Annotated in this window: 10 protein-coding genes; 3 read left to right on the top strand and 7 right to left on the bottom strand. The window is 59.0% G+C overall.

The genetic code is table 11. The features are described 5' to 3' along the window. Positions 1-18 precede the first annotated feature (18 nt). Entirely contained in the window at positions 19-1,296 is a 1,278-nt protein-coding gene (locus E9954_RS25335; protein ID WP_136082054.1) for a BamA/TamA family outer membrane protein, read from the top strand. A 10-nt stretch (positions 1,297-1,306) separates the two neighbouring features. Here the strand turns inward: E9954_RS25335 and E9954_RS25330 are convergent, their stop codons facing one another. Next, the gene (locus tag E9954_RS25330) at positions 1,307-2,419 is read right to left on the bottom strand and encodes a hypothetical protein (RefSeq protein ID WP_136082053.1); all 1,113 of its coding nucleotides are present in this window, start codon (positions 2,417-2,419) and stop codon (positions 1,307-1,309) included. Positions 2,420-2,990: 571 nt separating this feature from the next. Next, entirely contained in the window at positions 2,991-4,211 is a 1,221-nt protein-coding gene (locus tag E9954_RS25325) for a DUF1015 domain-containing protein (protein ID WP_136082052.1), read from the bottom strand. Between the two features lie 154 nt (positions 4,212-4,365). Here E9954_RS25325 and E9954_RS25320 point away from each other — a divergent pair, with 154 nt between their 5' ends. Continuing rightward, on the top strand, positions 4,366-5,949 hold the full coding sequence (locus E9954_RS25320) for a right-handed parallel beta-helix repeat-containing protein (RefSeq protein ID WP_136082051.1): 1,584 nt from the start codon (positions 4,366-4,368) through the stop codon (positions 5,947-5,949). On the opposite strand, the gene E9954_RS25315 is transcribed toward E9954_RS25320, so the two are convergent. Genes E9954_RS25315 through E9954_RS25300 form a run of 4 tightly spaced genes read right to left on the bottom strand, consistent with a single transcriptional unit; the run spans position 5,946 to position 9,553 of the window. Beyond that, positions 5,946-6,935, bottom strand: coding sequence for an NAD(P)H-dependent glycerol-3-phosphate dehydrogenase (locus E9954_RS25315; protein WP_246046743.1), 990 nt, complete (start codon positions 6,933-6,935; stop codon positions 5,946-5,948). The two genes, E9954_RS25320 and E9954_RS25315, sit on opposite strands and share 4 nt — an antisense overlap. Beyond that, entirely contained in the window at positions 6,932-7,555 is a 624-nt protein-coding gene (gene plsY, locus E9954_RS25310) for a glycerol-3-phosphate 1-O-acyltransferase PlsY (protein WP_136082050.1), read from the bottom strand. The genes E9954_RS25315 and plsY overlap by 4 nt, the downstream gene beginning before the upstream one ends. Before the next feature lie 11 nt (positions 7,556-7,566). After that, complete coding sequence (locus tag E9954_RS25305) at positions 7,567-8,949, bottom strand: AsmA family protein (protein ID WP_136082049.1); 1,383 nt, start codon at positions 8,947-8,949, stop codon at positions 7,567-7,569. 52 nt (positions 8,950-9,001) lie between these two features. After that, complete coding sequence (locus E9954_RS25300; protein ID WP_136082048.1) at positions 9,002-9,553, bottom strand: ArsR/SmtB family transcription factor; 552 nt, start codon at positions 9,551-9,553, stop codon at positions 9,002-9,004. Between the two features lie 121 nt (positions 9,554-9,674). Between E9954_RS25300 and E9954_RS25295 the strand changes: the two genes are divergently transcribed. After that, positions 9,675-10,244: an arsenate reductase/protein-tyrosine-phosphatase family protein gene (locus E9954_RS25295; RefSeq protein ID WP_168442596.1), complete on the top strand. Its 570-nt coding sequence runs from the start codon at positions 9,675-9,677 to the stop codon at positions 10,242-10,244. A 106-nt stretch (positions 10,245-10,350) separates the two neighbouring features. Here the strand turns inward: E9954_RS25295 and E9954_RS25290 are convergent, their stop codons facing one another. Then, the gene (locus tag E9954_RS25290) at positions 10,351-12,132 is read right to left on the bottom strand and encodes an IS1634 family transposase (protein ID WP_136082046.1); all 1,782 of its coding nucleotides are present in this window, start codon (positions 12,130-12,132) and stop codon (positions 10,351-10,353) included. Positions 12,133-12,275: the final 143 nt, after the last annotated feature.

The following is a 12,275-nucleotide window of genomic DNA, read 5'->3' as shown; positions in this document are numbered from 1 at the left end:
TGAACATAGACTTTCCGCATGCGTAAATCAATTTTCCCGTCAGGCATTCTGTTCGCACTCGCGCTTTCCCTCCCGCCTGGAACCGGGGCGCAATATGTCATCCACGAGGGCAACGAAACCGGCCCCGTCAAAAGCCGCACCATCATCGTCCCGTATGCCTTCTCCACGGAAACCCTGGGCACGGGCCTCGGACTGGGGGGTTCCGTTGGTTTCGACTCGCAACCGGAAAGCCTCAGCTACGGCAGCGCCTACGGCACCAGCAACGGCTCGTGGCTCCTGCTGCTGGGCGCAAGCAACCTCAAGGCCCCCGGCATCGGGCGGCTCTACATCAGCCCCTACGCCATGTTTACGCGCCAGACCCAGATGCGGATCCACGGAGGCGTGGACAACCCCGGCCACCCCGGGGAACGGGCGGGCTCCAACGATTCCAGCAAAGACAACTATATCGAGGAAAACGCAGGCGAAGCGACCCTCAACCTGGAGATGCGCTACATCCTTCCTTGGGGGCATTACCGCGAAAACACCATCCACTCCTACGTTACGCGCAATGCCATCCTCCAGGAAAACCCCAGCGGGGCGGAATCGTGGAACCCCCTCGAAAGCGGGAAATCGACCCTTCTGTTCAGGCCCTACTACCGCAACGTCTTCACCGACGTCGAAGAGCTCGAAACCCTCTATTTCGAACTCGGGTTCGAGCACGACAACCGCGACTACCTGCCGAACCCGCACCGCGGCTACAAATGGAACCTCGGCATCTCGCACGACTTCGACTGGCTCAACCACACCCGCCGCTGGACCTCGGTTGAGGGGGAGATCGACGGGTTCATTCCGCTGTGGGACACCTCCTGGAGCCGCCAGCAAACCCTGGCGCTCTCGTGGTGGTCGGCCTATTCGCCCTCGTATGACGCATCCTCACCGGACCACGACGGCAAACCGCCCTACTTCACCGGCCCCACCCTCGGCGGCCTGTGGCGCTTGCGCGGCTACCCCTCCAACCGCTTCCACGACAAGGCGGCCATCTACTACGGCGGCGAATACCGGGTCATGCCGGAATGGCAACCCTTTGGGGAAATCGAATTCCTCGATCCGCTCATGATCCGCTGGTGGCAATTCGTCGCGTTGGCCGAGGTGGGGCGCGTGGCCCCCGGATGGAATGTTGAAACACTCCATACCGACATGAAGCACTCCTACGGCCTCGGCATCCGCGGAATGTTCAACACCGGCATCGGCCGACTCGACTTTGTTTTTTGCGACGAAGGGTTTTCCCTCGTCGCCATGTTCGGCCAGACGTTCTGAGGGCATGCGCCTACCACTGGAACGAAAGGCGGGCAAAAACCCCGGGGGTAAAGAGACCGAAGCTTGTATCCAGACCAACGGCATCATCCTCCGGACTTTCCCCCGCCAGGTTCATCCAGCCCGAGGCGCGCAGGCGGGCGCCAACAAAACACTGCACCTGGGTATCCAGGAACTCCTTTGAAAAGGTATACCCCAACCGGCCATCCACCGCGCCGGCCAACAGCAGGTCGATCGATTCGAATTCATACCCCTGTTGCTCAACCATCCCTTGCGCCTCATCCTTGGAATAACTGAGCCACCCCATGCCCACCGAGCCCTCCAACGCCCATGCCCACGCCCCGCCCTCCTTGAATGCATTGAGCAGGTGCCGGGCGCGGTCATACCCAAAACTGATCGAAAGCGTGCGCGCCTGCGCATCGTCATCGAAAATGGCAAAGGCCACCTGCTCATTGTTGAAGGTGAGGATCGTCGGCAGGGTTAGGTCTTCATAGACCAACCCGATGGCGGTTCCCTTATAGGTCCGCAGCTCTATCCCGATCCGGTTCCATTCGGTATCGACCGGATATGCGACCGGATTCCCCAACTCGTCCTCCGTCTCCGCCTCACCTTTCACGGAACCGGTTTCCGCGTAAAGGCTCCACCAGGCCCCCACCCCCGGATCAATCCGGGAGACCTGCGCCAGGAGGTTGCGCATTTGGTCGGGATCGGACAATGAGGTGGTATAGTCCGCCAAGAAGACCCAGCCTTTAACGCGCACCGCACTTTCGAACAGGGTCGTCGTGACCGGATCGATGTCGTACGACGCATGGTATTGCCCGCTGCTGCTGGACGGGATCCAGTGCTGATAGCCGATTTCCGCACTGGCGCGCAAGCGGCCGGGGATCCAGTCTTCGGGCACCTCTTCGGGGAGGAAAAACGAGACTGCGTCGATGGCGTTTCCGCCATCACCTTCCTCATCCTCGGCCGATGAGACCGTATATGAAGCATCGTCATCCTTCAAGGAACGTGTTTCCGTGGAGCGCCCCAGAAAGGTCGCCGCGCGGGAACACGGCACCAGCAAGGCCATTCCCAGCAACGCCATGGCCAACCGGCCCAGATCATTCCGCCCGCACATCGCAACCATACCTCACCCACATCTGAAGAAGCGTCGAGAGTACAAATTGAGACGGCATAAAAAAAGAACAACAAGCCGACGATTCGGCAAACATAAAGAAGTCGGGACGAGAGGAACACTCGTCCACGGCGGTGCGAGGACGCCCCGCCCCACCTTAGATACCTAACCCAGCAGAGCCGGAACCAAATTTTACCACCCGGTTGCCGCTTCGCTGCCGTCGCTTCGCGCCAGCCTCACTTCGTGTCGCTAGAGAGCACCGAGACACAGAGAACTCCATCCCTCTGTGCCTCCGTACTACTATCCGTCAATTTCTTGTTTTCCTGACAAGTTTTCACCACCCGCTGCGCTAGAGGACACTGAGGCTCAGAGGATTAGGGTGCTCTGTGTCTCTGAGTTCTCTGTGGTAAAAAAAAATCTGTGTCTTCGGTGTTCATCAGTGGTTCTAAACAATTTGGTTGCGGCTATGCCGCGCTAGGTCCTCAGTGGTAAAAAAAATCCGTCGCCGCGAAGCATAATTTTCTGAAAGAAAATAGAGAGCAACGCGATCCGTTCAACATGATGGGATTTGAATAGAGAGGGACTAATCCAGCGTATTGACCAGCAGGCCGGAGCGAAGCTTCGGCTCGAACCAGGTGCTCTTGGGCGGCATCAGCATGCCGGCATCGGCCACGGCGAACAGCTGGTCCATGGAGGTCGGATACATCGAGAACGCCATCACGGCCCGCCCGTCGTTCACCCATTTTTCCAGCTCCTCGGTGCCCTTGATTCCGCCGATGAAATCGATGTCGTTGCTTTCGCGCGGATCGGCGATGTTGAGGATCGGGGCGAGCACTTCGTTCTGCAGGATGCTCACGTCGAGCGCCGCGACCGGGTCGGTGGCTCCCGGCATGGTCTTCGGGGTCAGCGTGCTCCACGCGCCATCGATGAACATGCAGATTTCGCCGGCCTTGCGCGGCACGGCAACCCCGTTGGCATCCACCTCGAACTTTTCGTTCAACGCCGCGAAGAATTCATCCTTCGTGCCCGGCAGGGCGAGGATTACGCGGTTGTAGGCGAGAATCTTCAGCTCGCTTTCCGGGAACATGACGGCCAGGAAATAGTTGTAGGGTTCGTCGCCGGTGTGGTTCGGGTTGGCGGCGCGGCGCTTGGCCCCAACCTTGGCCGCAGAGGCGGAACGATGGTGGCCGTCGGCCACATAGGTCGCCGGGATTTCGCCGAACGCGGCTTCGAGCTCGGTGGCATCTTCGAATTTCCAAACGGTGTGCGCCACGCCGTCCACGGCAGTGAATTTGTAGAGCGGTTCGGTTGCCTTGGCGGCATCGACCATGGCATTGATCTTCCCGCTGTCGCGGTAGGCCAGGAAAACGGGGCCGGTGTTGGCGTTCTGGATGTCCACATACTTGATGCGGTCCTCTTCCTTCACCCGCCGGGTTTTTTCGTGGATCTTGATTTTGCCCTCTTCGTAGTCCTCGAAATGGCAGGTGGCCACGATGCCGTACTGGAGATGATCGCCCATCTGCTGGCTGTAGAGATAGATCGAAGGCTTCTCTTCGCGGATCAGGATGCCGTCGTTTTTAAAACGCTCGATGTTCGCTTTCGCCTGGTCGTAAACCGCGTCGCTGTAGGCGTCGGTTCCCTCGGGGAGGTCGATCTCCGCACGCACCACGTGCAGGAAGCTGTCGGGATTGCCCGCGGCCAGCGCCGCCGCGCCCTTGGTGTCGACCACATCATACGGAACCGATGCCACGCTCTCCGCCTTGCCTTCCGCCGGACGCCATGCCTTAAACGCTTTTACTCTCATTTTTTTATCTCTCCAGAAAGGGTTGAATTGAAGGGGCGCACTCTAATGCGCCCCCCGGCGGTTGTCAAAAATACCTTGGTTGAAATCAGTATATACTTTGCCAAAACCCGCAATCCGGCGTATCCTGAACCTGTTCCGGCAACAGGAGGGTATTATGAAATTCGTTCCAACCGTCGCGTTCCTTTCCGCCCTGGCTGCAGGCACGGCCATCGCCGGCACCTGGCATGTCGATCCATCCAGCCCGCAGGACGGCCCCGGCACCAGCTGGCCCAACGCCTTCCATTCCATCCAGGACGCCGTTAACGCCGCCGCAACCGGCGACACCGTGCTCGTCACCAACGGGGTCTACCAACCCATCACCGTCTCAAAAAACATAACCCTTTCCAGCATCAACGGCCCCGATGTCACCCTCGTTGATGGATCGAACACCTCACGCTGCGCCTACGTTAGCGGCCTGGCAACGATCAACGGATTCTCCTTCGTCAATGGATTCGCCAACGAAGGTGGCGGGGTATTGTGTGATCATGGCGGAACTCTCGAAAACTGCGTCATTTCCGGCAATTCCGCCACCACCAAGGGAGGCGGGGTTATGTGTAATGTCGGCGGAACGCTGAGCAACTGCACCATTTCGGGAAATTCCGTCACGGCAACCAGCATCGGGACGGATTGGGGCGGTGGCGGGGTCTATTATAATTTTGAGGGCGCGCTCAATAACTGCACCATCAGCTCCAACTCGGCCGCGTTCACCAAAGGGGGCGGAATGTTTTTCTACTATGCGATGGGGCGATATGACTGGTCGCAGGTCCGAGACTGCACGATCCGGAACAATGATGCGCTATATGGAGGAGGGATCGCCTCCACGTTCGGCAATTATGGGGTACCCGTGTCTGCCAATCCAATAACCGGCTGCATCGTTGCCGAAAATACGGCCACCCAATCTGGCGGAGGAGCGTATCTCCTGTGCAAGGTCGCGCTCCACAACTGCCTGATCCTCTCCAACTATGCGAACAGTTCGGGCGGGGGCGCCTATCTGGGCCATGGAATACTCAACCACTGCACCATTACCGAGAATTCGATCAACCTGTTCGGCGGCAGCGCAGGCGGGGTGTGCTCTGAAGGCACCGGATCCATGACAAACTCAATCATCTACAGAAACTGGAAGGGAACGTTTGAGTATAATTGGAATGGCATCGGAACCTTGATATCCTGTTTCACCGGAGAGGATCCCCTCCAGCAGACCAACAATCCATGCATCGATGCCGCCCTGCCCATTGCGGGAATCTCGGACGACTTCGACGGGGTGCCCCGCCCGCTCGATGGCGACAACAACGGAACCGCCCTGCCCGACATCGGGGCCCATGAATTCGTCAGTTCCATGGCCGACACCGACAACGACTTGCTGACCGACGCCTTCGAGGTGGATACGCTCGGCACCAGCCCCGTTGATGAGAACACGGACGGCGATCCCGCAGGCGACTATGCGGAATATGTGGCCGACACCGACGGCACCGATCCATCCGACTGGTTCCGCATCCTTTCGATCACCAACCACACCCTCTTCTTCAACGCGTCGAGCAACCGCCTCTACACCCTCTCGGCCAACACCAACCTGGTGGAGGGAAGCTGGGGCGACGTGGCGGGACAGACGGACATCCCGGGCAGCGGCGGAGTCGATTCGCTCACCCATCCGCTGCCGGATCCCGCCGGCTTCTACCGCATCCAGGTCGGACTCCCTTAAATGCCTTCCGGCTTGGGAGCGCGCGACATCAGATCGAGCACGGCCTGCCGGGGATCCTTGCCTTCGTGGACGACGGCGTTAACCTGTTCGGTAATGGGAACGGAGACGCCTTTTTCGGCGGCGAGCTCCTTGGCGGCTTGGCAGTTCCATACGCCTTCGGCGACCATCTTCATGCTGTTCATGATCTCTTCAAGCGTTTCGCCTTTGCCGAGCCGCTCGCCAACGCCGCGGTTGCGGCTGTGCCGGCTCATGCAGGTGACCATCAGGTCGCCGATGCCGCTGAGCCCGGAGAAGGTTTCGGGTTTGGCGCCCAGCGCCGTGCCCAAGCGGGTGATCTCGGCGATTCCGCGCGTCATGAGCGCCGCCTTCGAGTTGTCGCCGAAGCCCATGCCGTCGGAAATCCCGGCGGCCACGGCGATGACGTTCTTGAGCGCCCCGCCGAGTTCAACGCCCACGACGTCGTCGAGGGTGTAGACGCGGAAGGTATCGTTCACGAACAGGTCTTGGATTTGCTCGGCCACCGCATGGTCCTTCGCGGCAATGGCCACGGCGCAGGGGACGCCGCGGGCGACCTCTTCGGCGTGGCTGGGCCCCGACAGCACGGCAACCGGGCGGCCGAGAATCTTTTCGGCCGTCTCGCTCATGCGCTCGTGCGTCTCTTCGTCCAACCCCTTTGTGGCGCTGACCACCAATGCGTCCGCCGGAATGAAGGGCTTGAAGGCTTCGACGACGGGTTTGTAGAAACGCGAGGGCACCACCAGCACCACCAACGCGGCATCCTTCACGGCATCGGCATGGTCGGACGTCCACCTCAAGGAAGCAGGAACCTCCACGCCGGGAAGATAGGTTTTGTTTTCGCCGGAAGAGCGGATTTCTTCGAGATAGTCGGGGAATGGCCCCCAGACGGTGGTTTCGTGCCCGTTGCGGTCGAGTACCATGGCCAAGGCCGTCCCCCAGCCTCCGTCACCGATTACGGTTACCTTCATGATGCGGCCTCTTTCTTTTTTCCAAACCGGTTTTCGGTTCCGTTGAGCAGGCGCTTGATATTGGCACGGTGCAGCCAAATAACCAGCACCGACATCAACGACAATGCCGACTGGACGATGATGCTATCTTCGCGGGGATCAACCCAGACCGTTATGCCCACCGCGAACGACGCGATGATGGAGCCGAGCGATACATAGCGCGAAACCAGCACCGTAACCAACCAGCAGACAAAACCAACGCCGACCGCCACGGGAGCAACGCCCAGCAGCATGCCGGCACTGGTGGCAACGCCCTTGCCGCCCTTGAATTTGAGATAGATCGGGAAGGTGTGGCCGACAATGGCCAGCAGGCCGAACAGCACGCCCCACTCGGCCGAAAAACCCTCAACCAAACAGGCGCCGGCCTTCGGGAACGCATAGGCCGGAAGGAACCCCTTCAGGGCATCGAGGACAAACGTACACGTGCCCCACCCTTTCCCGACCACCCGGAAAACGTTGGTGGCGCCAATGTTGCCGCTCCCCTTGGACCGGATATCAACGCCCCTGGATTTGGCCACCAGCAAGCCAAAAGGAATGGCCCCGAACAGGTAGGCCACCACTGCTAAAACAGATACCAACATCTAAACATCCCCTACTTTCCGAAGAGCCAGCCGCCGAGTTGCTTCAGGTCGTTCTTGAGCTCTTCATCCTCCCCGATTTCCTTCACCTCTTCACCGAGGAGATCCACCAGCGTATCGATGCTGACCGGGGAAGGCGCGTTTGTAGCGGAAGGTTCGCCGTCTGCCAAATCCTTTAGGACTTTCTTTACCGTCTCGCTCTCGCCGATCTCCTCCACATGCGCTCCAAGAACCTCGACGACGGCATCGGTCATTTTTTCAGGCGGTTCCTGCATGCCGGTCTCCGTGGAAACCGCCCCCTTCAGGAAGGCATCCAGGATGGAGATTGCATTGCCTCCGATGGCCGAAGTCAATGCACGCTCGAAATCCATTGTGGGTTCCTGCAACGATCCCTGAACCGGGACAACCAGCTTGAGCGAACCGATAGTTCCCATACCGCCCAGGCGCTTGGAAAGCTTGTCCTCCAATTCGATATCCCGCAGGTTGAACCCAATCGACGACTCCTCGAACCAGCCGTTGCGGCACTGGAACCGCGGATCCAGGCCGAACGGCGCGGAGCGGATCCCCATGTCGTCGTAGATTTCCTGCATAATGCGCGGGTCGATCTCCATGATCTTGCCGGTCAGGTCGAATGACGGATTCTCCAAATCAACCAAGGGGGCAATGCGCAGCTTCAGGTCGGTGATGAAACTGGTGCGGTCATCCCCCAGGGAACCGGCAATCGAAACATGGCCCCAGGGGGTGGCGGGATCCTGCAGGGTGGACAATCCTTGCGCTTTGGCATCGAGGTCGAGGGCAATATCCAACTCGTTCAACCTGAAATCGAGGTAGCGCACCGTGGCCTTGCACACGATGGCATCGAACAGCATTTCCGGCAAAGGTTTGGACTCCGCCGGCCCGGGCGCGGGTTTGCCAGGCTCCGGCAAACGTTCCGTCGGCGTTCCCCCTTCGCCCGGAACCGGTTTCTTCCCCGGTTCCCCCGAAGGAGGCATGGGAAGCCCTTCCTGCAGCTTGTTCAGGTTAATGTCGCCATCCTTGTTGCGGATTACATTGACCAACACATGGTCCAGTTCAACGTTCCGGGCATGGATCGGCTTCTTGCTGATGAGGGAAACGAAATCGACCTCGACCAAAACCCGTTCGGCGGAAGCCAGGTTTTCCAGCAGGAAGCCCTCGGGGTTGCGGATCTCCACGTCATTGAGAATCAACTCCCCCCCCGCGACATTGATGGACAACCGGCCGACCCTCGCGTCGATCCCCGACTCCTCCTTGATGCGCGGCAAAACCACATCGCGCATCGCCCGGGTGAGGCCATGGAGCATGACCAGGTGGAATACGAGCAGAATGACCAGCCCCAATGCAAAAACCGATCCCAAGACCTTCAATGTTGTTTTCATAGTTGGAAGCAAACGATACAGCAATGCCCTCATTTTTCCACCCTGAATTCATTCAACCCAGAGCGGCGGCGAGCAGGGCTCCGGGTAGCTTTTCCGTCTGTTCCAGCAAACGGACTTCTTGGCCTTCCTTGGCAACAAAGCCCCTGGACTTCAGCTTGCGGAGATGGCGATAGAGTGATTGGGGCGAAATCTGCGTCGTAACAGACAACCGTGTCTTTTCAACCGCACCTTCTCCGAGGGCCTGAACAATATCGATCCGGCGCGGATGGGTGAACGCCGTCGCCATCAGAATGACGCGCTCAAAGGGCCACCCATCGCAATGGCACTGCTTCAATGCATCCAGGAGGGCTTCCGAATGGGCGATCTCCGGGTTGGCGGCGGCGGAATAGAATACATAATTCCGACGCCGTTCACACCGCACCAATCCGCAGGCATTCAGCATTTTCAGATCCTTGCTGGCATTCGGCTCCTTCAAATCCACCGCCCGGGCCAACTGCCCCATGCTCATTTCCCCATGAACGAACAACTGCCAGAGCATCTTCAATCGCTTCTCATTCGCCAGCACCCGGCACGTTTGCCACACCGCAGGTTTGAACGCATCCATTCCTAACTCCTTGTTCAATCATACTTGCATAAGTAGGAAACTTATATTCGCGCCGTTATTGTTGGTCAATACCAAATATCCCACTTATGCAAGTATGATAAAACCGGCATTGGCAAAGGCCATGGATCGGGGAATTCCAGCATACCCGAGGTTGCACTGGCGCAGGGTTATCCATATCCTCGTTGGCATGGGTTTATTCGGCAAAAAATTCACGATCATTGTGGCGTGCAAGGCGAACATTACGCGCAGCGCCTATTTGCATGGCTATATGGAGCAATACCTGAAGGCGCACTATCCGTATGCCCGGAAAAAAATCCGGATTCTTTCCGCGGGCGTGAAAGCCCGTAGCGGAAGTTCGGCGAGCCAAGTGGTGAAGCATGTGGCCAAGACCCAGGGGTTCAGCCTGCGCGGACACTATTCGGATCCATTCACGAAAAAGCTGATCAAGCAGGCGGATGTGATTTTGGTGATGGAGCAATGGCAGAAGGAAAATGTGCTGGAGCGGTTTCCGATGGCTGAAGGCAAGGTGTTCCGGATGATGGAATATCTCTGGAACGGCGACACCGAGGACATTCGCGACATCCCCGATCCAACCGGCCAGAACACGGCGGACTACACCGAATTCATCGAGGTGGCCCACTCCGAGGTGGAACGCATCTTCCGCGAACTGGGCCGCGAAGGCATCATCTGACCCCGCTCCGCCTTCAGTGGCGGCCGGCAGCGGATACGCCATTCCCTAAACCTATCCCGTCTTTCGCTATTCACGGGTAAAAGTGCCTTGTTTATTCCATTTCTGTTCATAGGTCTGCACTACATTTATTTTTTAGTTCCTCGAGCCGAGGGGGCGGCTGATCCGGTAGCGTCAGGTTGAGCTGGTGCAGGAGAAGCTGGAGATCCTTTTCGGGCTGGGTGTAGCGCGGCAGGACCAGGTTGCGGCCGTCGGTGGTGGGCAGGTGCACGTCGATCATCTGCATGGCTTTGAACTTTTCGAGGATGGCGCGGGGCGTGAGGCCGGGCGCTTTTACCTTGGCCCGCTGCTTGAGCGTGACCTGCAGACAGTAGGAGAGGAAGCTGACGAAGATATGCGATTCGATGCGGTCGTCTTTCTGGTGGTAGACGGGCCGGATGTTGAGGTCGTGTTTGAGTTCCTTGAAGGCCTGCTCGACTTCGGTGAGCACGATGTATTGTTTCCACAGCTCTTCGGGGTTGCCGGCGGTGAGGTTGGTGCGTAGCAGGTAGGTTCCCTCGCCGCGCCGCGCCTTTCGTAGTTTCTGCCGGTTGAGGCGGAAGGTGAAGGTGTCGGGCGTGACGGGTTGTCGGGGTTCGGGGAGCTGGATATCGATTAGTCCCCATGCTTTTCCGGCGTCCTGCCTGGCGGCGCCGAGCTTGAGCAGCAGCGCGTCGCGCTTGAGGTTCTTCATGCCGCTGATTTGGTGCAGCCGTTTCCAGAGCTTCTTAAGTTTGCGCCGCCGCATGGATTGCTCCTTATCGCGCCGTCCGCCGCTGCGGGTGAGCACGTAGAGGTCTTCGCCGTCGCGGGCGAGTTTGACTTCGATTTGTTCCTGCACTTTTTTCCACGGCTCGGCGAAGAGCTGGTCCTCGAGTTTGGTGAGCCGTCCGCGCGGGGTGCCGACGAGGTAGCTCGCGCCTTCATCGCGCATCTGTTCGAGGGCGTCTTCGGTGGGGATGCCGCGGTCCATGATCCACAGCCGGTTCATCCTGCCGTACTGCTTTTCGATTTTGCGGAGGAAGTCCGGCAGCGTGGTTTTGTCGGACGTGTTGCCGGGCATGACTTCGTAAGCGACCGGGAAGCCTTCGGGGGTGACGATCAGCGCGATGACGACCTGTACACAGTCAGATCGTTTGTCGCGGCTGTAGCCGAAGCGCTTGAGCCCGTCGGCATCCTCCGGCGGGTCGCATTCGAAGTAGGTGCTGGTGAGGTCGTAGAGAAACACGTCGTACGAGGCGCCGAAGAGATCCGCCCACCGTTGCTTCAGGAAGGAGAACAGGCCGGCCTTATGTTCGCAGAGCTTGTCGAGGCAGCGGTAGAGCGTGTCCTTGGCAGCCACCGAATCGTCCTCGCCGAGCAGGTCGGCCATGGCGCTGTTTCGGAACCAGTCGCGGTGCAGCCGCCATTCGCTGCCCGGATCGAGCAGGCGGTAGGCGACAAGGGTTTTAAGCACGTTGATCCATCCGGTACCTTTGCGACTGTCCGGCAGGCGCGGTCCCCAGAACGAATCGAGTTCCAGCTGGTTCCAGAGTTCCATGGCCAGCCAGCAGCCGCCCCACTGGCGGGGATGGCGCAGCGTCATCTGGCTGAGCCGGATCTGGACGGGGTTGGACACCTCGGGCGGCGGCATCCGGTCGTCGGGGAACAGGCTCATCTGCTTGACGCAGTCATGCGACTCGTCCAGCACATCCAGGGCCGAACACCACTGCGCCTGCTGGCTGTCATTGAGTTCACCCAGATAGAGCAACTGACGCTGATGTACGCCCCGGCGCGTGCGGACACTTTCCACGACACTCCAGTAGCGATGTTCCTTACCGTCCTTCAACCGCTTGTGGCATCTCAAGTACATGCCCTTATTTTTCCATAGAAAACAAAGTCGTCAACGGGCAAGGTCTGCACTACAGCCCGTTTTGGAACACGCACCCCGGTAAATAAAGGGCAAAACGGAGGTCGCACCCCCGAAATTAGTCGTTTTCAGGGTCGAATAGCGAA

Source organism: Pontiella desulfatans (assembly GCF_900890425.1).
Classification (GTDB): Bacteria; Verrucomicrobiota; Kiritimatiellia; order Kiritimatiellales; family Pontiellaceae; genus Pontiella; species Pontiella desulfatans.
The sequence above is the reverse complement of the archived record's forward strand: the minus strand, read 5'-3'. Positions and strand labels throughout refer to the sequence as shown.